The organism is Deltaproteobacteria bacterium, assembly GCA_029860075.1.
GTDB lineage: Bacteria > Desulfobacterota > JADFVX01 > JADFVX01 > JADFVX01 > JAOUBX01.
Genome location: JAOUBX010000039.1, coordinates 16,302 through 42,228, shown reverse-complemented (window position 1 = coordinate 42,228; position 25,927 = coordinate 16,302). Strand labels below are relative to the sequence as shown.

Below are 25,927 nucleotides of genomic sequence, written 5' to 3'. Positions count from 1 at the left end.
CGAAAGGATCAAATGCAGGCGTTGCGCGGGCCGCCGCTCCCAATCCGAAAGGATCAAATGCAGGCGTTGCGCGGGCCGCCGCTCCCAATCCGAAAGGATCAAATGCAGGCGTTGCACGGGCCGCCGCTCCCAATCCGAAAGGATCAAATGCAGGCGTTGCGCGGGCCGCCGCTCCCAATCCGAAAGGATCAAATGCAGGTGTGGCGCGGGCCGCCGCTCCCAATCCGAAAGGATCAAATGCAGGTGTGGCGCGGGCCGCCGCTCCCAATCCAAAAGGATCAAATGCAGGTGTGGCGCGGGCCGCCGCTCCCAATCCAAAAGGATCAAATGCAGGCGTTGCACGGGCCGCCGCTCTGAGTGTTTCACTTGCCTGGTTGCCGATAGGTGCAGTGGATAGAACCGGTGAACCGATAATCGGCCCTGCCCAACCTGGCACACTTTGAGGCCAGGGAAAATAGGCCCCTCCATAAAAAGGATTATAATACATTTTTCACACCTCCCTTTATATTTGAAAAGGCATCCCCCGGCATTTCTCCCCTGCTAACAGACTCAGTTTATTGATAGGAAGGCAAGGTAACGAAATGAGATAGCACCTTCTCATGAATTCCTTTAAAAACATCACAAAAAAACGGATCCAATTGGTATATGTCGTTGGATTTCTCCTCCAGGTTGCCGGGACAGGGCCCCTGGCAGAATCCCTCAATAGAACAACCATGACAAGCCTTTACATTGTTGTAGGTTCGCATAGCCACATGTTTATATGCATCTGTTTTAAGCATTTTTTTAAAATCATCGATGTGTCCCAGATGCATTGACATGGAACGGCATGGGAATATGTCACCTGAAGGTTCTACACTAATTTGATACCCTGTAGCGGCACAGCTGTCTGGAGCCGTGCGCACCACTTCTCCTGTGGAACGAAATCTATGTGTGGAAAGGGAACTAATCACCGGATTGAGCCAGTAACCACTTACGGCAATTCCTTTCCTGCGCCCGTAAACAAAAATATTATAAAGTTTTTCGATTACTTTTTCCGGTCCCATACGACCAAGAAAATCTCCCTGTACTCCCGGGAGTATCTGGACCTCCTTTACGCCATGCTTTTCAGCCAAATCGACGAGACGGTTATCGAATTCATCAAAATTCTCCTCAGTAACTACCGCTGATAATGCCTGAAGCGCTCCTGCCTTTTTAAGGCAGTCAATACCCTGTTGGATAACATCAAAGGTATTTGATCCTGTATTTTTCGTTCTTCGTAATCTGTCGTTAGATGCTGCCGGGCCGTCAATACTTACTATTGTACCTACCTTATAGTGAGCAAGGGTTTGCGCAATTTCAGGGGTAAGTTGAGACGCATTGGTTGTAATAGCATATGCAATCCGAGCGCCGTGATGTTCTCCATGATTGTAATGGTTGAGGATTTTTTCTATAACTTTCCAATTGAGCAGAGGTTCCCGCCCGTAGAATTTTATCACCAGCCCCGGCTTTCCGGTATTTTTCACCTTTGCCAGGAGTGTGTCTATAGCCTTGGCGGCAATTTCAAAAGGCATGAGTTTCTCATTGCTATCGGCAAGCTCAGTCCGTCTTTGTCCCCGCTCATCAACAATATCACAAAAGCAATAGGAACAGGCAAAATTGCAGGCATCCGAAATATTGAGCTGCAAACCGCCGATGAGGTTTCCGTCAACAAGTGACCGGGCCCTCTCCTCAAGGTCCAGATTTTGTTCTTCTCTTTCATCGCTACTTTCTTCAACAAGATAATACATATCGTAAAATGTATTAAGATATGTTCCGTATTGTTGAAAGAGAAGCGCCAGGTCGTCCCCGCCCACAGGATCATCAAAGAGGTCCAGTAGCATTGCGGCCTTGTCATCGAGCACAGTAAGATTACCAAAAAGTCTGTGATACACAACGTGGGTTCCCCACGAGCGCTTTATAATATGGATATGTTTTGATTTTTTAAGAGATTTTGACATGCCCCACCCCTGGAGCGATCAGTTCACAAGCATTCTATCAGACCAACCTGACGGCAGTTGATAAATCCAGGTGAAGCCTCGCTCTACCCCGATATTTTTATTCCGATCAAAAGATCAAATATAATTAAAGTGGAAATTTACATAAATCTACTCATAAAAAAATACGATGTCAAGGGTTTTTATTGGTTTTTGAAAAAGAGCATAAAAAGCGGATCTTTTTCCCCTTTTGCCCTTAATTATCCTCCCCCCATCGTTATGGTAATCTCCCGCCCCATCTTGTATAAGAAATCCAGTTAAATATCATTAATATGCAGCTAAAGACAGCGTAATACAAATAATGACAGATAAATCCTGCAAAGCACATATTTTTCCTGTAGACAGGGATATTTGGCCGTAATATTGTGAGGTCGCAATGGTGAAACAAGCTGAGAAATAATTAATAAAAATGTGAAATTTGGATTAAGTGGCGATAGGGGGGGCGGACGCATCGACACGATGATGATTCTTGTAGACGGTGTTAATGGTGAACCTGTATACGTTGACGGTGACGACGGTAGAGGGATTGTTTTTAACGAGCAGATCAAGGCATGACTTTTCCGTGGTCGGACCTGATTATCTCAGGGTGCGCTTGTATTATACCGGTGCTTCGGGGCAGGGACTGGAAGTCCGGGCATTTTAGAAAAAGAAAGGGGCTGAAAAAAACAGCCCCTTTTTTTATAAATATCTGACAATACTCACTTCATCTCATGCCGGAACCCACCATGATGCTTATGGTCTTTAACCTTAAAGAGCGTCATCACCTGATACTTTCCTTTGACCGTCATGTCAAACTCGGCTCCAAAACTCCCCATCATGGGGAAACCGATTTTTTCAGAGGCTTTTCCGGCAGGGTCAATGGTTTTTATTTTTACCTTGGCCCTTTTAATTTTTTTTCCGTTCTTGTCGACAATATCGATCATAATGTAATGTGTCATTCCCGCTTTCATCTTGTGGGTTTTGTGACCCATGTTATCCATATAGGTACGGAAGGCCTTTTGGTCCATAATATGGAAAGTCACTTTGTGGCCGTCAATGTCCATGTTGTGCATGTGCATTCCTTCGGGCATTTTCATCTCGGATTTATGCTCCATCTGGTGTGCGCTGTGGTTGTGATTGTGTTCCATGGCGGCATGGGTAGAAGCTGCCATCATTAAAATAGTTGAGAATAGTATTGATGTTAGGTTTTTCATTTGCTTCTCCTTTTGGTTTACCCTAAAAAAAGTATGTAATCTGCCTGGTTTATAATCCTGCTTTTATTTTGTAGAGACGTTTCGGTGGAACGTCTCAGGGGAGACGACTCGGTGAGTCGTCTCTACAATTTCATCGAAATAAAAGATCTCCTTTGCACTTAACCATAAAGATCACCATTATAATGCCTGCGGCTAAATGTGCAACTGTAATTGTCTGGGAAAAGTCTCTTTTTCCACTTTCTAATAAATAAAAACTACAACCTGACTTTTCTTAATCTCAATGCATTGGTTACAACAGAGATGGAAGAAAAGGCCATAGCCGCTGCGGCAATGGCGGGGCTTAGTAGAAAACCTGAAAAGGGATAGAGTATTCCTGCCGCAATGGGGATACCGATGGTGTTGTAACCGAAGGCCCAAAAGAGGTTCTGCTTAATGTTCCGAACTGTTGCGGCACTTAGTTTATAGGCCCTTACCACATCGAGCAGGTCGCTTTTCATGAGGACGATCTTGGCCGATTCCATGGCCACGTCGGTGCCTGCCCCGATGGCTACTCCTACATCGGACTGGGTCAGTGCCGGTGCATCGTTAATGCCGTCGCCTACCATGGCTACGGTGTAGCCCTCGGCCTGGAGCTTTTTTACTTCATTCGATTTGTCTTCAGGGAGCACTTCGGCCAGGACGCGGTCTATTCCGGCCAACCTTGCAATGGCTTCTGCCGTCTGGCGATTGTCCCCGGTGAGCATGGCCACTTTGATCCCGAGCCTGTGGAGCTCTTTTATGGCCTGCACGCTGCTTTCTTTTAACACATCGGCAACGGCAATGATTCCCGCCAGCTTGCCCTCTTTGGCGATAAACATGGGCGTTTTCCCTTCATCGGCAAGGCGGCTCGCATCGTTATCTGCGGCCTCCATTTCAATCTTCTTATCATCCATGAGCTTCCTGTTTCCAAGGAAGAGGGTCGAGTTATTAACATGGATTTCAATGCCCTGACCGGGGATGGCATTGAAGTGATGTACGTCGAAGAGTTCCAGATTTCGGCGGGCAGCCTCATTGACGATGGCCTCGGCAAGGGGATGTTCCGACTTCTTTTCACCGCTGGCGGTGATCTTTAAAATCTCCTCTTCATCGTAGTTATTATAGGTAAGGATGTCCGTAACGCGGGGCTTGCCTTCTGTCAGTGTCCCTGTTTTATCGAAGACGATAAAGTTGATCTTTCTGAAATGTTCAAGGGCTGCGGCGTCCTTAATCAGTACACCCAGTTCGGCGCCCTTGCCCGTACCGACCATAATAGATGTGGGTGTGGCAAGCCCCAGGGCGCAGGGGCAGGCGATAATGAGCACCGCTATCATCACTGTCAGGGCAAAGACGAAGGTTCCGCCCGGAAGGCTAACACCGAAGACCGTCCCTGCAATAGTCCATAGGAGTCCTGCAATTGCAGCAGCCCCAATGACTCCCCAGGTAAAATACCCTGCAACAATATCGGCCATTCGGGCGATGGGCGCTTTTGAGCCCTGGGCATCTTCAACAAGCTTAATGATCTGCGCAAGGGCCGTATCCTTTCCCACCTTCTCTGCCCGGAATTTTATAGAACCCGTCTTGTTCAGTGTGGCTGCCGCTACCTTTGAACCCTCGACTTTTTCAACGGGCATGCTTTCTCCCGTGAGCATCGATTCATCGATGGCCGTTCTCCCATGGATAACTTCACCATCAACAGGGATCTTTTCCCCCGGCTTTACAATCACCACGTGACCGACATGCACTTGGGAGACAGGGATCTCCTCTTCCACTCCATCCACTTCAATGATGGCCGTCTTCGGTGCAAGGCCCATGAGCTTCTTTATGGCCTCGGAGGTCTTCCCCTTGCTCACCGTTTCCAGGTATTTCCCGAAGAGGATAAGAGTAATGATGACGGCTGCCGTCTCAAAATAGAGACTTTTTACATACTTTCCCGAAGGGTCCAGCCCCAGCAGCACCTGGGAGGCGGCATAAAAGCTGTAACCATAGGCGGCTGATGTTCCCATGGCGATGAGGGAGTCCATATTAGGCGTTCCACGAAAAAGAGCGGGGAAGCCCTTTTTGTAAAAATTCCACCCTATAATAATGATCGGTATGGAGAGGATGATCTGGAAAAGGGCAAAACCTGCAGGGGAATGTGAAGGGGATATGAAACCCGGTATGAGGCTTTCGCTTATCATCTCCACCATGGCCACGTAGAAAATGGGCACAGTGAAAAGGGCCGCCAGGGTAAATCTCTTTTTCAGCGACGAGATCTCTTTTTCCCTTGCCTCCTTCTCCCTATCGGTACCTTCTTCATCGGACTTGAGTACTTCGTAGCCCGCATCGGTGATGGCCTTTTCCAACTCTTCCGGTCTTGCCAGCTCAGGTGCGTATTTTACAGTGGCCTTTCCGGCGGCAAAGTTAACGGCTGCATTGGCAACACCGTCGAGTGTGGAAAGGGCTTTTTCAATGGTAGAGGCACATGAGGCGCAGGTCATCCCTCCAATGGGAAGGGTGACCGTCTCAATTTTAGAGGAAGACTTCTTCCCCACAACTTCTCCCTCTCCCCTGGTGGGAGAGGGTTGGGGTGAGGGGGATATAAATGACTCCTCAGTCTGCTTTCCCTCTTCCCCCGGAACAGTATACCCCAGTCCTTCAATGATTTTAACGAGCTTTCCCCTGTTCGTTCGATAAGGATAAAAACTGATGACGGCATTTTTCTTTTCATGATCGGCGCAGGCCTCTATGACGCCTTCCGCTTCACTAAGGGCCTTTGTTACTTTGGAGGAACAGTTTCCGCAGCGCATCCCTTCAACGGGAAGCGTAATTGTTTCGCCCTTTTGGGGTGCCAGATAATTTCCAGGCGCTTCATCAAACTTCTTTTTGCAGTTAACATTACAAAAATAAAAAGTTTCGCCCTTATATTCCGATTTGCCGGCGGCTTTTTCCGGGTCGACAGTCATGCCGCATACGGGATCTTTAGTCATTTTGATTACCTCCTGTTTAGTGGCACTTGGGTGGCTTGCCGCCTGTTGCTTTCTGTGTTCCTTCTGCAAGCTTTTCTAAAAACCCTTTTTTTGAAACCGGCTTTTTTAAGCCTATCTGCTGTTCGTAGCTCTCCTTGCATTTTTCCGAGCAGAAATAGTAGGTTTCATGTCCAAAATGGACCATAAATTTGGCCCCCTCCTCGTTAACTTCCATACCGCATAGCGGATCTTTAGCCATGACTATGTCCCCTCTTCTTTTTTAGCTTACCTGGAAAAATGATTACACCCCATGTTCACAATGCCCGCATACATTCCTTCTTTTTTCGGGTTTTAAAAAAAGCAGCATCACACCGGCAATAATCATAGGCAAGCTCAGCCACTGACCAACACTAAATGGCAACTCGATTCCATAGGCTGCCTGCCGGATCTTTAAAAGTTCGATAAAAAAACGTGCCGTGAATATAGTGACCAGATACAATCCCAGCAATAGTCCGGGCTTAACTTTACATTCCTGATGACGGTAAATATGGATCAGCAGCAGGAATACAAAGACGTAGGCAGTCGCCTCATAGAGCTGCACCGGATGTCTTGGCAGCAAGTCGACTTTTGCAAAGACAATCGCCCATGCCACATCAGCAGGCACCCCGATTATTTCGGAATTAAAAAAATTACCTATGCGAATCAATGCCCCGCCCAGTGCTGCCGGAATTACCATCCTGTCCAGTAACCAAAGGTAAGGCTGGTCAGGGCGGTTTCTGGAGTACAGGTAGAGAGCGACGAAGACGCCAATGGCTCCGCCATGGCTGGCAAGTCCCCCTTTCCAGACCTTGATGATCTCAAGCGGATTGCTGAGGTAATATAAAGGATCATAAAAGAAACAGTGCCCCAGGCGTGCACCGATGAGTGTGCCGAACAGCATATAAAACAAGAGAGGCTCCAGGTCTCTCTCCGCCTTGCTTTCACACCTGAAAATCCAGCGTACAATGCCAAAGCCTAAGAGAAATGCCAGAGCAAAGAACAGCCCGTACCAACGAATGGCTATAGGACCAAGGCTTAATATTTCAGGATTGACATTCCAATACATTTAATTCCACCTCATATCAGATCATATCAGGAGCCTATGGTTTTACCTTCATGCACTTTGAGAAGAGTTTCAAAAGAAAAGGATCAAAATGAGCACCTTCATCCTTATACAACTTTTCCAAAGCGTTTTTCTTGTCTATGGCCTTTCTGTAAGGCCTGTCGGTGGTAAGAGCATCAAAGGTGTCGGCAATCGCTATTATCCTGGCATAAAGAGGGATATCTTCACCCCTGAGCCCCTCCGGATAGCCACCTCCATCAAACTTTTCATGGTGGTGCCGAACACCTGGAATAACACCTTGCATCTCCTTGATAAAGCTCAAAATCCTTGCTCCTATCTCGGGATGTTTCCTCATCAAGCTTTCTTCTTCATCTGACAAAGCCCCACTCTTTCTCAATATGGCGTCATCGATGCCGATTTTCCCGATATCATGAAGAATAGCGGCAAGCTGAAGGTTTGCTTTTTCCTCTGCCGGCAGTCCCAGAGCATGGGCAAGGCTGAGGGAATAATTAACAACCCGCCTTACATGGCCGCCTGTATATGGGTCCCGGCTGTTGACAGCTTCGGCAAGTGCCTCTGCGGTATGGAGAAAGGTATCTTTCAACCGTCTGTACAGGTTGGCATTCTCCATGGCTACCGCCGCCTGGCTGGCGAGAGAGCAGAAAATCTCAAGTTCTGTTTGCGAGAACTCATGCTTTTTGTTAGATACGCCGAGCAGGCCGACGGCCTCCCCCTTGATCTCCATCGGGGCAAAAACCATCTCGGCGAGGAAAGGCATTGTCTTCAGGTATTCCTTGTAATCCCCAGGGGGAAGAATTTCTTCCAGCCTGATTACCTTCCCCTTATGAAGAAGACAGTGATCGAAGGAACCGATGTTTTGAAATTGTTCGATTTCCATCTCACCTTTTGCAAAACCGTAGGCGTCATGAACATTGAGGATGTTTTTATCCCTTTCAAGGCAAAGGATAAGGACCTTCTCGGCCTTCATAAGCCGCGATGTATTCTCCAGAACCATATCCACCACCTCACCGATATCGAGGGTGGAGTTAATCGCCTTGGAGAGATCGTGCAGACTTCTCAGTGAATCTATGATCTTTGGTTCATCCATATCAGTTATCCTTCAGGATAGTCATTACCTCTTGTCTATTTAGATGATCCGCTTTTTCATGAGATGCCTTCTTTATGCTTAAAGTAATAGGGCCTCTTGTACATTCTCGGGCCTTTTATCCTTTTTTCCCGAGGAGTTTCATTATCTCCCCGATTTTATTGTTAATTTCAAGGGAGTCATTCGATTGGGCGGCCTCCTTCAGGCAGCTCCCCACATGGGTTTCGAGGATATTGAGTTCCACCTGCCTGAGCGCAGAATGGGCCGCCTTGATCTGGGAGAGTATGTCGATGCAGTAGCGCCCCTCCTCTATCATCTTCTTAATCCCCTTCACCTGCCCTTCGATACGATTGAGCCTGCCGATTTCCTTACCATGGTTTGGATGCATAAAAAGTCTCCTCTTTTTCTTAGTCCTGTTTATACCATACCCCCCTATGGTATAATTGTCAAGTGCGCACAAGAGAGATCATGGTGCAGGGAGGAAGATAGATTTGACAGGATTAACAGGATCTACAGGATTTGATCTTTCCTTTGCGTTCCCTGTACCCACAGGGCATAAACTATTTTGCGCGAGATAAAGGGTTTTCCCGTGCAGTTTTTGCCCGGTATGGTATCAGGATGTCCAACTTAGCTCTATAATTGACAAGGTGTACTGAACTACAGTACAATTAAATAACTTTAACAGGGAGGTAAAAACCATGTATGAAACAACTGTTAATCAGTTCAGGGCGCATTTAAAAGAAGAGGTTGAAAAGGTAATAAAAGACCATGAACCGCTGCGGGTAACACGTCGAAACGGTGAGGATTTTGTGGTTGTAAGCCTTGAGGATTACCAACAGGAACAGGAAACGCTTTTAGTGCTTCAAAATGATTCCTTAATGAAACAGATAGGCGAATCTCTCAAGACCCATAGCAAAGGAAAGGGCTATCAACCGACCCAAGAGGAACTGGATGAGATCAATCGTATTTGAGGGGAAAACATGGGGCAAATATGAGGAACTGCGAAAAGAAAACAAGGTATTACATAAAAACCTCTGTAAACTCATCCAGGAATTACAGCGCTCGGACCCAACCAAAGGTACGGGAAAGCCGGAACCCTTAAAACATAATCTCTCGGGCCTCTGGTCCCGCCGCATCTCTCAAAAAGACCGTTTAATATATAAGTTTGATGACCACTATATCTATATCTTTGCCATTGGTGGACATTATGACGACAGGTAATTTAAACTCCCCTCTAAATAATTCTTTTCTTTGCGTTCCCTGTACTCACAGGGCATAAACTATTTGGCGCGAGACAAAAGACTTTGCTTTTGCCCCTTTTCCGGCCCTTTCCGTCTTTTTCCGTGGTCAAGTGGTTTTGCTCTTCCCTGCGAAGCAGATAGAAAGCTTTTTTTCTTAATCCGCCCTTATCCCGTAAATCCCGTCTAAATATTTCTTTTTTTTGACAGGATTAACAGGATCTAGAGGACTTGATCTTTTCAACTGCGTCAACGCCCTCCGGTATTCCTGTGCATCCGGGCAGCAAGACCAGCAGCAACAAAAGCTTTGTTAATATCCCTTTATTCACTCTTTATCCAGCTTTTCAAGTTCTTTCAAAAAAAGCTCATTATCAGGCACCCCTTTCTGCATGAAGCGGACAATTCCCTTTTTGTCGATGAGATAGGTCTGTCTCCCCCAACCGTAGGCCTTTCTCGCCTTTCTTGCGTCATCGGCTATCAGGGGGAAGGTAATCCCGTGCTCATCCCTGAACTTTTCCAGCGTCTCAAGATCGTCGTCGCTTACGCCCAGGACCTGGGCGTTCAGCTTTTCAAATTTTTCAAGGTCCTTTTGAAAAGCTTTCAACTCCTCTTGTCAGACAGGTGTAAAGGCCCTGAAGAAGAGGGCCAGCACCACGTTCTTCTTTCCCAGGTAGTGGGAAAGTTTTATTTCCCCCGCAGTGGAGGCCCCGGAAAAATCGACGGCTCTTTCTCCCACATCAGCGGCCATGGCTGCAGTGGAGCTGAAGAAAAAGCATAGAGCCATTACATACATTATCAGTCTTCGCATATTGCACCACCTCCTTATCCCTTTTTTATTAAAGTATAACCCCATGATTCAGCTTTGCAAGCCAGGCAGGATGGGCTGTGGCTTTCCTGCGAAGCAGATATAAAGCTCTTTTTTCTTAATCCGCCCTTATCCCGTAAATCCCGTCTAAAGATTTCTTTTTCTTTGACAGGATTAATCCCGTTGAATCTCTCACGGGGCAGGCATGATCTACAGGATTCAATCTTTTCTTTGCGCTCCCTGTACCCACAGGGCATAAACTATTTTGCGCGAGATAAAAGATTTTGCCTTTAATCCGCTCTTATCCGCCAAATCCGTGTCATCCGCGTTCTATATATCTATAGTTGACAAACCTGTCATTTATTCTTTGCAAAAAGGAATTCATGATTATAGAATAGTCAACAAAATGAGGGGGTAAGGACCGTCCCCTGGCGGTGGGGCAGTTCAAACGGGGAATCAACAACAGCGATGATATTTCAAAAGCCCGCATCGGCAAAACGGTGACGGGCTTTTTTGTTTGGGAAATTATTAACGGGATTTGGAGCCTGTTAACTAAGGAATTAATAGGATTGAGATTTTACTCTATCTCTAATTAATACAGGGGATTAAATTTGATTAACTTTGTGAGGGAAACGTTTTCTATCTCTAACGGGTTGAATTTAAGCAGGGAAGAAGATAAACGGTAGAGATAGAATTATATGGCAAACGGATGTATTGTTCTCATTACAAAAGATAGACCAGACACGCTAGCTAAATCTCTCGTGAAGTTAGAAAAGACAGACATCAATACGGTTATTGTTGATGACTCTACCTTACCTGAAACGTATAACTTTATTAGAGATAAGTACAAAGGTTCAAACATTGTATATCATGGTAAAAATGAACAAGATGCATTATTGAAGAGCTTTAAGGATCTAGAGTTTAAAAAATTTATAAAGCCTTTAGGGACAAAAGGTTGGAACCTTGGATTTGTTAGAAATTATGCACTAATTGTGGCAAAATCAATCATTCATGGTGGCTCAAAAATACTATTTATGGATGATGATATAATTATCGGTGAACCAGACCAAGTCTATCAAGTTTTCAACCAAATAGGTAAATTTGACTTTGTAGGTGCGAAAATTACGGGGATGATTGATGATTCAGTTGTTGGTCATTTAAATAGAGCCTGTGGTGGTGAATGTTATGAGTTCCTAGCTGGTGGTTTTTTGGCGTTTGATATTAACACTGTTACCGAGTACTTTCTTAATCATTACAATGAAGATCAAATATGGCTTTTTCTTCATTCACCGGAGACAAGATTTAAGAGTTTTCATTCAGTTGAACAACAGGAATATAGTACTTTTGAAAATGCAATAACCAAGGCTTATAGTCAAGAATTTGGGGAAATTCTACAAGAGGGTTCAGAAGAAGCTTTCAGACAAAAAAGCCATAGTCTATTGCTAAAGGAAAATTTCTGGAAAGAAATTTGTGACGCGCGTGTAAATTTTTTAAATCAATTGCCTAAATTAACAAATAGAACAAATCTTGAGCATGTTGGCTTAAATATATATAAAAACTTAAGAGATTATCACTCAAAAACTTCTCACGTATTATTTGTTAATGTTTTTCAGAGGTATTTTGAAAGTAGAACCCAATGGCGCACTGTATTTGACTTAATTTAGAGTTGTAATTGGAGGCAGTATGTATAAGGAAGAGAAGTTATTTTACAATAGCAAAGATGGCACAAAATTATGTGGTATTTTTTTAATTCCTGAACATATAAAGGGCTTTGTCCTTTTAGCACATGGCATTAATGTTAACAAGAATGAATATGATAATTTCTTTACGAATATTGCAATGGAATTATACAAAAAAGGATTTGCCTCCTTGAGATTTGATTTTAGGGGTCACGGTGAAAGTGGAGGAACTCAAAGAGATATGACAATCATAGGAGAAAATATTGATGTAGCCTCAAGTGTGGAACAGATATCTAACCGATGGGCTGGCGATATTTCAATCATTGGTATGAGCTTCGGTGCTGGACCAACATTAATGTATTCGGCACAAAATATGAGTAATATCAACTGTCTTGTATTGCTCTGTCCGGTTTTGGATTATGTCTCTACTTTCTTAAAACCAATCGTTCCTTGGGCAAAGGATAGTTTTAACAAGAAGGGTTTTGAGCATTTAAAGAAAGAAGGTTTTTTAATGCTAGATGGTGAGTTCGAGCTCGGTGCAAATTTAATCGAAGAATTTAAGGTAATTAAGCCATATGAAATTCTAAAAGAGACCAAGTTGCCTGTATTGACAATACATGGGGACAATGACTCAATGGTTCCCTTTAAAGTCTCAAGGACATACAGTGAACCAAATAAAAAATCTGAATTTATGACAATACAAAACTCAGACCATGGCTTTATTGATATTGATGATGAAGTTGGTAATTCAAACAGAACTATCCAAAATAAAAAAGTGGTAATAGAAGCCGTCGTTACATGGATAGAGAAATGGTGCAAGTCGTGATCAGGATACCTGATAGTGTAAAGCAATATGGAAATGTTTGTTTTGGTAGTGAGTGCATAATTGGTGAATATTCTATTATAGGTTATCCGTATGTCGAATCTGAGGAGTCTTTTAAAAAAACAGAGAAAACAATAATAGGAAATAAGTGCATCATTGGTTCGCATGTAATTATTCATGAGGAAACGGCAATAGGCGATGGAACAATGGTTGATGATTATTGTCGAATTGGGTCAGCTGTAAAAATTGGGAATAATTGTAAAATACTGTATGGGGCAAATATAAGTGACGAAACTGTAGTTGGAAATAATTCTATAATAACTGGATTTTGCTGCGAAAGAGCCGTAGTTGGAAATAATGCAAGGATATTTGGAGAATTAATACATTCCCAGAGAGAACCCCATTTAGGATGGGACGATGTAATAGAACCATCTCCAAAGATAGATGACAATGTTTTTATCGGATTTGGTGCAAAGGTTGTCGGCGGAGTGAAGATTGGAACAAAAGCATATATAACTGCAGGAGCAATCTTAACTAAAGACGTTCCATCATCATATATTGTAGTAGGTAATAATGTAATGATTCATCATAAAGAATGGAGGGGAAAGCTAGGTGCTTCAGATTTTTTCACAGACCGTGATGAGTAACGCTACCTCCACGCATAGCAGTCCTTATTCTATTGAGAGCTTTACACACGGGTTTGATTATCTCCATTTAGTATTGGTGTTAGTCGCAGTAGTATATGGTTTCATGCATCTCATACATAATCGTAAGGCATATATTAAATTATTTGAAACCCGGAATCTCCGAAAAGTATGGGGAATAAAAGATGGTGATTACGTTAATATTGTTTGCTCTGAACTAGATAATCCAGAAGAAAGACAAACTGAAGAGCCACGTGAATTTATATATACGTTGAAATACGGCGATATAGATGCTTATTTTGAAGTTATAGTAACCCTTTTCTACCTTTATCCTAATATAAAACTACGAATGCTTTCGGCGGGTGAGGCTGAAAGCACCCGTATTGATATGTCCCAGCATTTAATTTTAATAGGTGGCCCGGATTATAATTTTTTAACGGCAAAAATATTAGAAAAACAAATTGCACAATATAACTATAGCAGTTTAGGCAAAGAAACCGCTTTATACAATAAGCAAAACAAAAAGAATTATTATGAAGACACAGACCAAAGAGATTATGGCTATTTGGAAAGAATTGAGAATCCCGACAATCCAAAGAAGCACATTATACTTGTCGGTGGTTGCCACACGATTGGTGTTACAGGTGCAGCAAAAGCTTTTTCAATAGCTGGTTACGAACAGGAAAAAATCTCTAGCGTTGTTCTCGAAAATGCAAAGAAGGTGGCAAAGAAAATATCTAATAAACAACAATTTTCGGTTCTTGTTAACGTTGAACGAACAGGACAGACAATTAGCGTTCCCATAGTAAGTATCGAAAATGTTTTGATTAGAAATCAGGAAGTATAAAAATAGGTCAGGGCCTATTTTTTTATACTTCATCTCTTCCTTAAGCCCTCAAGAAAAGACTCCAGCAGTATTTAACTGGAAATTGAAAGTTCCACAGTTTCTAAAAGGGGTTGGGTCGGTTCAATATTAGGCATCCAATTTTCCAAATTTATTATTGCACCTCTTGACACTACAATAGATAGTGCTTATATTGTAGTGTGTCTACTACATCTTGTGATATTTTGTAGCTGCGGGCCTGTGAGTTGCAAGTAACTCATAAAGCCAGACAAAAGATGTTTGATATATGATTGTGTCCTCCGTGATTCGCGGAGTTGTTCTTTTAAAACTGAATTACATATTAGGACAGGCGGTTTTTTAGCTCCTTTCGATGCTAAATCGCTCAAGCTTCCCAGGATTTACCATTTAAACCCAGACCGAAGATCATAGGTCTGCAATGGCTTATCTGGTTTAGCCTGCCTTCGTCATGATGATGAAGATTACTGTGGCAATTTAATGGCCATAGTTTAACTGTTTATCGTTATTTTTAAACAGTAATGGCAATAAGAATGTTTATTGCCAGAAAATCAGATTAACGACAAGGCCGGGAGAACGACACAATGAAGTATGGGCTTGGGTGATATTAACATCAGTATTTTATGTTACCCTTTTCGTTAACTGATAATTTACAACGAAAGGAGGTGAGGTCATGAAAACATGGGAGCTTAAAATTCTTATTGCTGTTTCATTAGTACAAAGGGACCTGTCTGATATAAGTAATTCAGTGAGGCCCGATTGTAAGAAGGAAATTGTTCTTAGACAACCTGAAAGACTGCACCAGAGTAAATATGTTCACCTTTTTGCTCTTGTAGCATTGCTTATGCCATTTGCAAGGCTCCTGAATTCGCTTTTGGCTAAAGCAGCTAGGGTACTAGACTATATCTTCAAACAATCTAGTTAATCTTTTTTTTGATTATTCTATGGATATTGCATTCATATTTTGAAAAGGCGTTAATTTGAAACAAACAGATTCTGCGTTCAATAACATTTTAGACTTGGCCAATACCTTGGAGGTGCCAGAAGCGTACTTAAGACACATGGCCAACATAGCTTGTAAATCGTACAAGTGCCGTCAAGAACCAAAACCGTCCGGTGGCACCAGAAAAATTTCATCACCAAACAAACCTCTAAAAAAGCTACAAAAAACTCTTCACAAGAAATTATTTTCAAAGCTAATTCACAGCATGCACTCGCATTATGGTCTTAAAGGCAAATCCAATATTACAAATGCCTTGGTTCATCGAGATAACAGAGTGACATTCTCATGCGATTTGAAATCTTTTTTCCCTTCAGTAAGCCCAAAGCGGGTTATGAATGCCTTCATCGAAGAAATAAAAATTCCAAGTGAAGTAGCAAAACTTCTAACGAGACTTGTTACTCATGATTATCAATTGCCGCAAGGGGCGCCGACCAGTACTGATATTGCAAATCTGGTGACGCTTCGTTTGCAGCGACGTTTATATGGTTTGACAAAAAGCTGGGGATTGAAAGACTTTTCGATTCTAGCAGATGATATAACCTTTTCCGGGGATAGAATATCCGACGGCTTTGAGGAAATGGTATACAGGATAATAAAAGAGGAAGGCTTTACAATTCATCCGGATAAGAGCCAAAAGGCTGACAAATCTAAAAGCCAGATTATAACAGGGTTGAATGTGGCGCATGGTGTAACAGTTGGCAATAAGAAGAAAAATTGGAGAGCTGAACTTCATAACAATGCGGTTTGTTTCAGAAATGGTGAGATTTCAAACGATGAATATATCGCTTCATTACAAAAATATAATAGCCGCCTAATTTACGCGAAATCAGTAAGAAAAATAGCAGCGTCAAGGTAAATTCACGAAATACACCAGGGGTGTTCCGGGGACATAATACCTATCCCCCTCAAAAAAACTACCAGATAAAAGTCCTTATAAATAAATTCTTAATGCGAATGATCATGTCCCTCATGGTTGTGAGAACCTGAGGTGCTCCCACTCTCATCAAGGGTCATCCCTCCCATATCCACACCCCTATGTGTCAGAATACCTTTCGCCTCATTTAAAGTAAAGATATGAGGGGCGAATGGAGAGTAAATAATGCAAAAAAGGTATTCAGAAGAATTTAAGGAATCGGTAATCAAAAAGATGCTGCCACCCAATGCGGTATCAGTATCCAAATTATGTAAAGAAACAGGTGTTTCAGATGTTACCCTCTATAAATGGAGAAACAATTATAAAAATAGAGGGATAGCCGTGCCATCAGATAAAAGTAAACCGAATAACTGGACAGCAGAAGACAAACTCGCTGCAGTCATTGAAACTGCTTCATTTAATGAAATGCAGTTGAGTGAGTATTGTCGTAACAAAGGATTGTATTCAGAACAAATAGAAGAATGGAAACTATCGGCCTTATCAGGTTATCAAAAGAGAGAAAAAGACAAGAAAGAGAAGCTTCGCAGTCGTCAGGAAGATAAGAAGAAAATCAAGCGTCTGGAATCAGAATTAAAACGCAAGGAAAAGGCATTGGCTGAGACAGCTGCACTGTTGGTTCTATCAAAAAAGTGCGAAGCCATCTGGGGGGTAAAGGAGGAAGATTAATTTCTTCCGAGAATCGTCAGATGGCTATAGGATCAATAAGAGAAGCAATGAATAAAGGATCTCGTCAGAAACAGGCCTGTGAGGTTATTGGCATAAGTGCCCGTACCTTACAAAACTGGCGTATAGCTGGATACAATGATGGTCGTCAACAAGTAAAGAAAGTACCTGCCAATAAACTTAGCCAACAGGAACGAGATGCGATTCTTGATATTTGTAATAGCCGCGAATTTAAGAACCATGCACCGAAACAGATTGTACCTGTATTAGCTGATAGAGGTGTGTTTATGGCTTCAGAGAGTAGTTTTTATCGTATTCTGCGTGGTGCCAATCAACTGAAGCACCGTGGACGAGCAAAAAGTCCGGCCACAACAAATAAGCCCCGGACTTATACAGCAGATAGCCCTAATCAGGTGTGGTCTTGGGATATAACGTACCTGGCAAGGAATATTAAAGGCACATTTTTTTACCTGTACCTTTTTATGGATATTTATAGCCGGAAAATTGTGGGCTGGGAAGTTTATGAGAATGAATCATCAGAACAGGCTGCAGATATTCTGAGAAAGACACGGCTTTCTGAAGGCTTGCCAATCAATCATAAACTGGTTTTACACTCGGATAATGGTAGTCCAATGAAAGGAGCAAGCATGCTGGCAACGATGCAAAAGCTTGGGATTATGCCATCATTTAGCCGACCATCGGTGAGTAATGATAATCCTTTTTCAGAATCATTATTTAAAACACTGAAATATACACCCTCTTATCCATCAAAGCCTTTTGAAAGTATTGATGAAGCTCGCAAGTGGGTGGCCATTTTCACAAAGTGGTATAACCATTGTCATCACCATAGTGGATTGAAATTTGTAACCCCGGTGCAACGTCATAATGGCGACGATGTGATTATCCTGAAACGACGAAAAGAGGTTTATGAGAAGGCAAAAATGCAGTACCCAGAGCGTTGGGCAGGCAAAACCAGAAACTGGGATCATGAACCAGTGGTGATGCTCAATCCTGTTAATGAACAACCGCTGCATTTTGATATGAAAAAAGCGGCTTAAATGGTGAGGTCAGGCGAAAGGTATGTTGACACCTACCGACACCCTGCGAGTATAAGTTTCACTAATCCTCATAAATTCGGAAAGTGAAGCATTATATCATCTATGAATTCCAGGGACGCAAGGCTTAACACCCGCCTTCATTCTCTCCCTTCCCTCTTAAAGCAATCCAAGCACATATAGAAGTACAAAAAACTTGACACTCTACCAAAACCCATTGTATGCTATTCGCGAATCGCAAATAGTAAACAAGAAAGGTTTTCCATGGTATTAAAGCCGCAGGACATTGTCGTAGCGCTCAAGATCGTCGCCATGCCCGAGGATAAGAGGGATTCGTGGTCCTATGCCTCCCTTGCCATAGAGATAGGGATGAGCCCCGCCGAGGTCCATGCCGGGATAAAAAGACTTGTGGCGGCAAGACTGGGGGGACGGATCAATGACAGGTTCTCACCTTCCGTGCAGGCGCTGAAGGAGTTCCTTCTTCACGGTATCCGCTATGTTTTTGTTCCCGACCTGGGCGAGGTGACCAGGGGAATGGTGACAGGCTTTTCCGCTCCGCCCCTTTCCTCTATTATATCGCAGGGGGATGAACTCCCTTATGTATGGCCCGATCCCGAAGGCGAGGTGAGGGGCGTGTCCTTTTCACCCCTTTATAAATGCGTACCCGTAGCCGCGAGGAAGGATATGGCCCTCTACGAGCTTCTCGTCCTTGTCGATGCCATAAGAGGCGGCAGGGCCAGGGAGAGAGAGGTCGCTGTGAAAGAACTTGAAAAGCGGCTGGCCGACAGATGATTAAAGGGCGAAATCCAAACATGGAAATCCTGTCGGCAGCCGTCAGACAACTCGGTTCGCTGGCTGATGAGATGGTGTTCCTGGGCGGCTGTGCAACCCCTTTGCTTATGACAGACCCGGCGGCTCCTGAGGCGAGAGTTACCATGGACGTGGATGTTATTACGGAGGTTGCCTCCAGGAGTGATTATTACCGCTTATCGGAAAGATTGCGTGAAAGGGGCTTTGAGGAGGACCAATCAGAAGGCGCACCTCTTTGCAGGTGGATTTCGGGGGAGATCTTGCTTGACGTTATGCCCACGGAGCCGGACATTCTCGGATTCAGCAACCGGTGGTACGATACTGCTATGGAAACCGCAGAAAAAGTTACTCTTCCCTCGGGTCATGTTATAAGACTGGTTACGGCGCCATACTTTATCGCCACAAAAATTGAGGCTTTCATCGGAAGGGGAGACAGTGATTACATGAGCAGCCACGATATGGAGGACATTATTGCACTTATCGATGGACGGAAAGAGCTTGTCGCTGAAGTTGTAAACGGTGATGAAGCGTTAAAGAAATACCTGATGGAGAAATTTTTTTCGCTGCTTAAAGAATCGGATTTTATGCACAGTCTTCCCGGGCACCTGCCTCCCGATGAGGCAAGCCAGGCAAGGCTTGCCCTGTTAATTGAGCGAATCAGAAGTATCGCTAAAGGGTAGAGCAAAACTTTCAGGAGGACCCATAATGGGAATTTCAATACAATTTGGTCTTTATTTGTTGCTCATGTTGGGCATTGGTTACTACTCCATGAGGAGGACCAAAAATAATGAGGACTTTATTATTGGCGGTCGTACACTGGGTCCGGTGACAACGGCCATCAGTGCCGGAGCGTCGGATATGAGCAGTTGGTTGCTCCTGGGTTTACCCGGCGCTGTCTTTGCTGCCGGACTGGTTGATGGTGTCTGGATTTCTCTCGGATTGATTCTGGGTGCCTATGGTAATTGGTATATCGTCGCCCCAAGGCTAAGAGCCTATAGCAAAAAGTTGGATGCCGTTACCTTGCCCACTTATTTGTCTCGCCGTTTTGATGATACTACAGGCGTGCTTAAAACGGTATCAGCGGTGGTAATTCTTCTCTTTTTTACACTCTATGTTGCTTCGGGCCTCAAAGGCGGAACCTTGCTTTTTGCGCACAGCTTTGGTGCCACTGAACAAACAGCCCTCATAATCACGACATTAGTGGTCGTCTCTTATACTTTTCTCGGTGGGTATATGGCTGTTTGCTGGACAGACCTCATTCAGGGGCTTCTCATGCTGGGCGCTTTAATCTTCTGTTCACTTCTGGCTTTTTTCGCAATTGCCGGATCAGGTGCCGACATTGCAGCAGCAAAGCCGAAGGCTTTTAATTTTACGACAACATGGCTTACAGGCGCATCACTTATGGCCTGGGGCTTTGGTTATTTCGGGCAGCCTCACATCCTGGCCCGGTTTATTGGTATCAGAACCGTTGAAGACGTGCCCGGTGCAAGACGAATCGCCATGACCTGGATGATTTTATGTCTTCTTTTGGCTGTTTCAATCGGTATTTTGGGCATTGCTTACCATGATGTTACACCACTGGAAGGAGTTGCAGGCCCCGATGGTAATAAGGAGAGAATTTTCCTGGCCCTTGTAAGCGCTTTATTTCATCCTCTTTTCTCGGGTTTTATTCTGGCAGCCGTATTAGCAGCTGTTATGTCAACGGCAGATTCACAGCTTTTGGTTTTATCGTCGGCAATTACAGAAGATCTCCCTTTATTCAGTCGTTTCGATGACAAACAAAAGGCCTGGATAAGCAGGTTTGCTGTTGTTGGCTTTGCATTGATTGCTTATTTTATTACTTCCGCCACCGGTGGAACCATCCTGGCAATGGTGGGCTACGCATGGGGAGGGTTTGGGGCCGCTTTTGGACCCTTGATAATTCTCTCCTTAACATGGAGAGGCACTACCAAACAGGGTGCACTGGCCGGAATGATTGTGGGGGCCGTCACAATTTTTGTTGTGAAAAACTACGTTAAAATTAAGGGTGAGTATTTTTACGAACTGCTGCCGGGCTTCATTTTAGCCTTCATTGCAATTATCCTTGTCAGTTTGCTTACAGCCAAACCCTCTGAAGAAACACTCCAGAAGTTTGATGAATCGCAAAGGTAGTTTTTACCTGTCCTGCACTTGTGCTATAGAACGCGGATGACGCGGATTTATAGGATTTCCGCAGATTTTCATTTATAATCCTTAATGCTCCAATCCGTGTATATCCGCCAAACCAGCACCCTACGAGTATAAGTTTCACTAATCCTCATGAATGCGGAAAGTGAAGCTTTATGTCATCCGCGTTCTATAATTTTACTTCATCTCATGCCAGAATCCACCGTAATGCTTTGCTTTCTTTATCTTGAAAAGGGTCATAACCTGGTACTTGCCTTTGTCCATCATATGGAACTCGGCACCGAAATTCCCCATCATGGGGAAGGCAGCCTTTTCTTCTGATTTTTTGTCAGGGCCGATGACCTTGAGCTTTACCTTTGCTCTCTTGATCTTCTTTCCTTCTTTATCGGTGATATCCATCATGACATAATGGGTCATGCCTTCCTTCATCTTGTGAGTTTTATGGCCCATATTGTCCATATATTTTCTGAAGGCCTTCCGGTTCATAATGTGGAAGTTGATCTTGTGCCCGTCGATCTCCATGGTATGCATCTCCATTCCGTCAGGCATCTTCATTTCCGACTGATGCTCCATTGACTGTGAACCATGGTCATGGGCGGAATGATCATGTTCCATGGCGGCATAGGTTGAACCTCCCATTGTTATAATTACTCCTCCAATGATTGCTGCAATTTTCTTTTTCATTTTTTTCTCCTTAATTTTTTTTATGGAACGCGGATGACGCGGATTTAACGGATGAACACGGATTTTTAAAACCTTAATACTTTAACCTGTGTTAATCCGTACAATCTGTGTTATCTGTGTTCTATTGTTTTTTCCCCATTTTAATGATCATGTGCTCCATGATCATGATTGTCAGGGCTCTGCTTTCTATCTTTTTCCAAACTTTCAAGGGTCATCCCTCCCATATCCATATCATCCTCTTTATTTTCTCCCGTGCTGTGATCATGTCCACCCATGCTGTGATCATGGGATTCAGCCTGGGGAACAGCCTTTACTGCAACGCCGTATTTGTAAACCATAAGTCCCCCCAGATCTGCGCCGAAGGCCATGATTGTCACCATAATAAATCCAATGACAAGATGTACCGGAGAGCCTTTCTTAAACCCTGTCAGCCTCCAGGTAGTGAGGGAAAGACTAAGCAGAAACACAGTGAGCCCGAAGTACATGTGCCGGGTCATGATGGCGTGAACCTCTTCATTGTGCGGTACGGAAGAAGCGGCGGAAAAACCTGCCACCACCGTTGCAGCGGCTCCCATCGTTCCGAGGTAGAGCATCCATGTAGCGGCATTTTTCATCTCTTCTTTTTTGAGAAGGTAGGCAAGCAGTTCCATCAAAACAAAGGCGTTAAGCAGGGCGATGGGAAAATGAACCAGCATGGGATGAATGTTCATCATTTCCGAGATACCCGGTAAAACCTTTCCTATTAAATCCCACATTATGTTCTCTCCTTAAATTTATTTTATGGAACGCGGATGACGCGGATTGAGCGGATTTCCGCTGATTTTTTTCTTTGTTTCTGAATTTAAAAACTCTTAAATCGTTAATCTATGTAAATCCGCCAAATCCACGTTCTATTGCTTCTTCATCTCCCAGCCCTTCCAGATAATATAAATAGCCGGTATTACCAGCAGCGTCAAAATCGTCGATGACACCATGCCTCCTACCATGGGTGCGGCAATTCGTTTCATTACTTCCGAGCCTGTTCCTGTTCCCCAGAGAATGGGGATGAGGCCTGCCATGGTAGAGATGACCGTCATCAGTTTTGGCCTTACTCTATCGACGGCGCCTTTGGTAACGGCTTCCGTAAGTTGGGAGAAATCATTCATCCTTCCTTTTTCAATGGCTTCTTTATAAGCTTGGTCGAGGTAGATGAGCATAATGACGCCCGTTTCAGCAGCCACCCCTGCCAGGGCGATAAAACCGACGCCCACGGCTACACTCAGATTATAACCGAGGAGATAAATAAACCAAATGCTTCCCACAAGGGCAAAGGGGATGGAGAGCATGATAATCATACTTTCTGAAAAATTTCTGAAATTGAGGTAGAGGAGTAGAAAAATGATGACAACTGTTACGGGAACGACGAGCTGCAATTTTTTGATTGCCCTTTCCATATATTCATATTGTCCACTCCAGGTGATGGTGTAGCCGGGAGGCAGTTCGATCTTTTCATTGACGATAGCCATGGCCTCTTTCACGTAAGTTCCTACATCCGTGTCCTGGATATGCACACTGACCCAGGCATTTAACCGTGCATTTTCACTTTTTATTCCCGGTGGGCCTTTTCTGATCCTTATGTCTGCAACCTGCCCGATAGGAATATGTTCCCCCCTTGCTGTAGGGACCAGTATTCTCCTTAAGGATTCCATGTCATCTCTTAATTCCCGCTGGTATCTGAGATTTACGGGATAACGCTCCAGGCCTTCCACCGTTTCCGTTACATTCATTCCACCGATGGCCGTTATAATCACGTCCTGAATGTCACCGACGGTAAGACCATACCTGGCCGCTGCCGCACGATTGATATCGTAATCGATATAATTACCGCCAAGGGAACGGTCGGACTTAACACTGAGTGTTCCCGGCAGGTCTTTTAAAAGCGTTTCTATTTCCTTCCCTATCCTTTCCAGTTTGAAAAGATTATCGCCTGCGATCTTGATACCGATGGGAGCGTTTATTCCCGTCGATAACATATCTATCCTTGTTTTAATGGGCATGGTGCAGCATGCCTGCGACAGGCCGGGAAAATTGATGGCTTGATTAATCTCGTTTTTTAACTTGTCGACAGTTATTCCTTCCCGCCACTCGCTTTTAGGTTTAAGGGTAATCGTTGTTTCAATCATGGAAAGAGGTGCCGGATCGGTAGCTGTATCGGCCCGGCCGATTTTACCAAAGACCTGCTCTACTTCAGGGAAAGATTTTATGATTTTATCAGTCTGCTGCAGCAACTCTTTCGCCTTTCTTATGGAGATGCCGGGGTCTGTTACAGGCATGTAAAGAAGGTCCCCTTCATTCAGGGGGGGCATAAATTCAGACCCTATTTCTGTTAGCGGATAAGCTGTAATAGCGAGAATAGTAAGCGCTGCAACAATGACTGATTTTCTGAAACGGAGCACGATCCTGATAAGGGGCCGGTAAGCTGCAATGAGCAGGCGATTAAGTGGGTTTTTCTTTTCAGGCAGGATATGCCCACGGATAAAGTATCCCATGAGAACAGGGACAAGGGTAATTGCCAGGAATGCTGAAGCACCCATGGCATAGGTTTTGGTAAAAGCCAAAGGAGAAAAGAGTCTGCCTTCCTGCGCTTCAAGGGTAAAGACGGGGATGAAAGAGAGAGTAATAATAAGCAGTGAATAGAAGAGGGCCGGGCCGACTTCTTTGGAAGCAGTGAGGGCGAGGTTCCATCTCTCTTCGCTAGTGAGGTTTACCTTTTTATATATTTTATGAAGCTCGGTTTCAAATGCTTTCTCATCTAAAAGCCCATCTTTGCCCCCTCTTGTTACAGTGGGGGTTGATTGGCTTCCCCCTTTGGCAAAGGGGGATTGAGGGGGATTTCCCCCCATTAGATCAATCGCTTTTTTGCGTACTATCTTTTCATAATGCTTATGGGCATTTTCGATCATAACAATGGACGCATCCACCATGGCCCCGATAGCAATGGCAATACCGCCGAGAGACATGATATTTGAGTTGATTCCCTGCCAGTGCATAATAATAAAGGCAATGAGAATGCCCAGGGGGATGGTGATAATGGCAACGAGAGCACTTCTCACATGGAGAAGGAAGAGAACGCAAACGAGGGCCACAATGAGACTTTCCTCGATGAGCTTTTCCTTGAGAAAATCAATGGCCCGGTGGATAAGGCCCGAGCGGTCATAGGTGGTAATAATCTCCACACCTTGAGGGAGACCTTTTTTGAGCTTCTCCAGTTTTTCCTTAACCGCTTCAATCACCTGAAGGGTGTTTTCTCCCGACCGCATAACGACAATCCCCCCGGCCACCTCACCTTCACCATTTAGTTCGGCAATCCCGCGTCTCAGTTCCGGTCCCAAATGAACGTGAGCCACGTCTTTAACGAGAATGGGTGTCCCTTTTCCATCGACATGGACAGGGATGGTTTTTACATCATCAATGGATTGAATATAACCTCGTCCTCTGATCATGAATTCTGCTTCGGCAATTTCGAGGAGCTTTCCTCCCACGTCACGGTTGCTCCGTGCAATGGCATTTTTTACTTTCGACAGGGGAATGTTGTAGGCAACGAGCTTGTTGGGGTCTACTTCCACCTGGTACTGCTTCACATAGCCACCGATGCCTGCTACTTCGGAAACACCGGGGACGGTCTGTAGTTCGTAACGTAGGTACCAGTCCTGTATGGAGCGAAGCTGGGAAAGGTCATGCCTGCCGGTCTTATCTATTAAGGCATATTCATAGATCCAGCCTACGCCTGTGGCATCAGGACCGAGACTGGGTGTGACTCCCTGTGGCAGACGTTTGGAAACGAAGTTGAGATATTCAAGTACCCGGCTGCGTGCCCAGTACATGTCCGTCCCGTCTTCAAAAATGATGTAGACAAAAGAGTAGCCGAAGAAGGAATAGCCCCTCACCACTTTGGCAAAAGGGACGGAAAGCATGGCCGTTGTCAGTGGATAGGTGACCTGGTCTTCCACCACCTGCGGTGCCTGCCCGGGATATTCGGTGTAGACAATGACCTGTACATCGGACAAGTCCGGTATGGCATCGAGGGGCATGTTTTTCATGGAATAAATACCCCAGCCGGCGGCCAGTAAGGTCAGGAGGATAATGAGGAAACGATTTTTTATGGATGTTTCGATTATTTTTTCAATCATTATATATTACCTTGTTTTAT

Annotated in this window: 25 protein-coding genes and 1 pseudogene; 13 read left to right on the top strand and 13 right to left on the bottom strand. The window is 44.3% G+C overall.

Annotation, left to right across the window (positions count from 1 at the left end):
* The coding region (locus OEV42_12510) for a hypothetical protein (protein ID MDH3975094.1) at nt 1-487 on the bottom strand (487 nt) is incomplete at its 3' end.
* A gap of 67 nt (nt 488-554) precedes the next feature.
* Nucleotides 555-1,976 carry a radical SAM protein gene (locus OEV42_12505; protein MDH3975093.1) on the bottom strand — a complete coding sequence of 474 codons (1,422 nt, stop codon included), beginning with the start codon at nt 1,974-1,976 and terminating at the stop codon, nt 555-557.
* A 447-nt stretch (nt 1,977-2,423) separates the two neighbouring features.
* Between OEV42_12505 and OEV42_12500 the strand changes: the two genes are divergently transcribed.
* Nucleotides 2,424-2,567 carry a hypothetical protein gene (locus OEV42_12500; protein MDH3975092.1) on the top strand — a complete coding sequence of 48 codons (144 nt, stop codon included), beginning with the start codon at nt 2,424-2,426 and terminating at the stop codon, nt 2,565-2,567.
* A 143-nt stretch (nt 2,568-2,710) separates the two neighbouring features.
* Here OEV42_12500 and OEV42_12495 read toward each other — a convergent pair whose 3' ends face one another.
* From OEV42_12495 to OEV42_12470, 6 genes are all read right to left on the bottom strand, one after another.
* On the bottom strand, nt 2,711-3,205 hold the full coding sequence (locus OEV42_12495) for a hypothetical protein (GenBank protein ID MDH3975091.1): 495 nt from the start codon (nt 3,203-3,205) through the stop codon (nt 2,711-2,713).
* Nucleotides 3,206-3,459: 254 nt separating this feature from the next.
* Nucleotides 3,460-6,189 carry a heavy metal translocating P-type ATPase gene (locus OEV42_12490; GenBank protein ID MDH3975090.1) on the bottom strand — a complete coding sequence of 910 codons (2,730 nt, stop codon included), beginning with the start codon at nt 6,187-6,189 and terminating at the stop codon, nt 3,460-3,462.
* Between the two features lie 16 nt (nt 6,190-6,205).
* Nucleotides 6,206-6,427, bottom strand: a complete 222-nt coding sequence (locus OEV42_12485) for a YHS domain-containing protein (protein ID MDH3975089.1) — start codon at nt 6,425-6,427, stop codon at nt 6,206-6,208.
* 42 nt (nt 6,428-6,469) lie between these two features.
* Nucleotides 6,470-7,273 (bottom strand): prolipoprotein diacylglyceryl transferase, encoded by an 804-nt coding sequence (gene lgt / locus OEV42_12480; GenBank protein MDH3975088.1) that lies wholly within the window; start codon nt 7,271-7,273, stop codon nt 6,470-6,472.
* A 34-nt stretch (nt 7,274-7,307) separates the two neighbouring features.
* On the bottom strand, nt 7,308-8,378 hold the full coding sequence (locus tag OEV42_12475) for an HD-GYP domain-containing protein (GenBank protein ID MDH3975087.1): 1,071 nt from the start codon (nt 8,376-8,378) through the stop codon (nt 7,308-7,310).
* Nucleotides 8,379-8,493: 115 nt separating this feature from the next.
* The gene (locus OEV42_12470; GenBank protein MDH3975086.1) at nt 8,494-8,763 is read right to left on the bottom strand and encodes a metal-sensitive transcriptional regulator; all 270 of its coding nucleotides are present in this window, start codon (nt 8,761-8,763) and stop codon (nt 8,494-8,496) included.
* 310 nt (nt 8,764-9,073) lie between these two features.
* Between OEV42_12470 and OEV42_12465 the strand changes: the two genes are divergently transcribed.
* Together OEV42_12465 and OEV42_12460 are read left to right on the top strand one after the other, a co-directional pair.
* A complete protein-coding gene (locus tag OEV42_12465) occupies nt 9,074-9,346 on the top strand; it encodes a type II toxin-antitoxin system Phd/YefM family antitoxin (protein MDH3975085.1) in 273 nt (90 codons plus the stop codon).
* Nucleotides 9,327-9,596: a Txe/YoeB family addiction module toxin gene (locus OEV42_12460; GenBank protein ID MDH3975084.1), complete on the top strand. Its 270-nt coding sequence runs from the start codon at nt 9,327-9,329 to the stop codon at nt 9,594-9,596. The genes OEV42_12465 and OEV42_12460 overlap by 20 nt, the downstream gene beginning before the upstream one ends.
* Nucleotides 9,597-9,938: 342 nt before the next feature.
* Here OEV42_12460 and OEV42_12455 read toward each other — a convergent pair whose 3' ends face one another.
* Nucleotides 9,939-10,217, bottom strand: a complete 279-nt coding sequence (locus OEV42_12455; protein ID MDH3975083.1) for a redoxin domain-containing protein — start codon at nt 10,215-10,217, stop codon at nt 9,939-9,941.
* A 9-nt stretch (nt 10,218-10,226) separates the two neighbouring features.
* Nucleotides 10,227-10,421 (bottom strand): hypothetical protein, encoded by a 195-nt coding sequence (locus tag OEV42_12450; protein MDH3975082.1) that lies wholly within the window; start codon nt 10,419-10,421, stop codon nt 10,227-10,229.
* 695 nt (nt 10,422-11,116) lie between these two features.
* Between OEV42_12450 and OEV42_12445 the strand changes: the two genes are divergently transcribed.
* From OEV42_12445 to putP, 10 genes and pseudogenes are all read left to right on the top strand, one after another.
* A complete protein-coding gene (locus OEV42_12445) occupies nt 11,117-12,082 on the top strand; it encodes a hypothetical protein (protein MDH3975081.1) in 966 nt (321 codons plus the stop codon).
* Between the two features lie 19 nt (nt 12,083-12,101).
* Complete coding sequence (locus OEV42_12440; GenBank protein MDH3975080.1) at nt 12,102-12,923, top strand: alpha/beta hydrolase; 822 nt, start codon at nt 12,102-12,104, stop codon at nt 12,921-12,923.
* Nucleotides 12,896-13,567 carry a hypothetical protein gene (locus tag OEV42_12435; GenBank protein ID MDH3975079.1) on the top strand — a complete coding sequence of 224 codons (672 nt, stop codon included), beginning with the start codon at nt 12,896-12,898 and terminating at the stop codon, nt 13,565-13,567. Before OEV42_12440 ends, OEV42_12435 begins: the two co-directional genes overlap by 28 nt.
* A complete protein-coding gene (locus tag OEV42_12430) occupies nt 13,560-14,411 on the top strand; it encodes a hypothetical protein (GenBank protein ID MDH3975078.1) in 852 nt (283 codons plus the stop codon). The genes OEV42_12435 and OEV42_12430 overlap by 8 nt, the downstream gene beginning before the upstream one ends.
* A gap of 685 nt (nt 14,412-15,096) precedes the next feature.
* The gene (locus tag OEV42_12425; protein ID MDH3975077.1) at nt 15,097-15,348 is read left to right on the top strand and encodes a hypothetical protein; all 252 of its coding nucleotides are present in this window, start codon (nt 15,097-15,099) and stop codon (nt 15,346-15,348) included.
* Nucleotides 15,349-15,403: 55 nt separating this feature from the next.
* Entirely contained in the window at nt 15,404-16,282 is an 879-nt protein-coding gene (locus OEV42_12420) for a reverse transcriptase family protein (protein ID MDH3975076.1), read from the top strand.
* A 243-nt stretch (nt 16,283-16,525) separates the two neighbouring features.
* Nucleotides 16,526-18,081 (top strand): annotated as a pseudogene (locus OEV42_12415) (IS3 family transposase).
* 261 nt (nt 18,082-18,342) lie between these two features.
* Entirely contained in the window at nt 18,343-18,870 is a 528-nt protein-coding gene (locus OEV42_12410) for a hypothetical protein (GenBank protein ID MDH3975075.1), read from the top strand.
* Nucleotides 18,867-19,568 (top strand): hypothetical protein, encoded by a 702-nt coding sequence (locus OEV42_12405; protein MDH3975074.1) that lies wholly within the window; start codon nt 18,867-18,869, stop codon nt 19,566-19,568. Before OEV42_12410 ends, OEV42_12405 begins: the two co-directional genes overlap by 4 nt.
* Nucleotides 19,569-19,593: 25 nt before the next feature.
* Nucleotides 19,594-21,039: a sodium/proline symporter PutP gene (putP, locus tag OEV42_12400; protein ID MDH3975073.1), complete on the top strand. Its 1,446-nt coding sequence runs from the start codon at nt 19,594-19,596 to the stop codon at nt 21,037-21,039.
* Nucleotides 21,040-21,231: 192 nt separating this feature from the next.
* Here the strand turns inward: putP and OEV42_12395 are convergent, their stop codons facing one another.
* The 3 genes from OEV42_12395 to OEV42_12385 all read right to left on the bottom strand — a co-directional run bounded on the left by OEV42_12395 (nt 21,232) and on the right by OEV42_12385 (nt 25,907).
* On the bottom strand, nt 21,232-21,738 hold the full coding sequence (locus tag OEV42_12395; GenBank protein MDH3975072.1) for a hypothetical protein: 507 nt from the start codon (nt 21,736-21,738) through the stop codon (nt 21,232-21,234).
* A 140-nt stretch (nt 21,739-21,878) separates the two neighbouring features.
* Nucleotides 21,879-22,493, bottom strand: a complete 615-nt coding sequence (locus OEV42_12390) for a DUF2231 domain-containing protein (GenBank protein ID MDH3975071.1) — start codon at nt 22,491-22,493, stop codon at nt 21,879-21,881.
* A gap of 135 nt (nt 22,494-22,628) precedes the next feature.
* Nucleotides 22,629-25,907 carry an efflux RND transporter permease subunit gene (locus OEV42_12385; protein ID MDH3975070.1) on the bottom strand — a complete coding sequence of 1,093 codons (3,279 nt, stop codon included), beginning with the start codon at nt 25,905-25,907 and terminating at the stop codon, nt 22,629-22,631.
* Between the last annotated feature and the right edge of the window lie 20 nt (nt 25,908-25,927).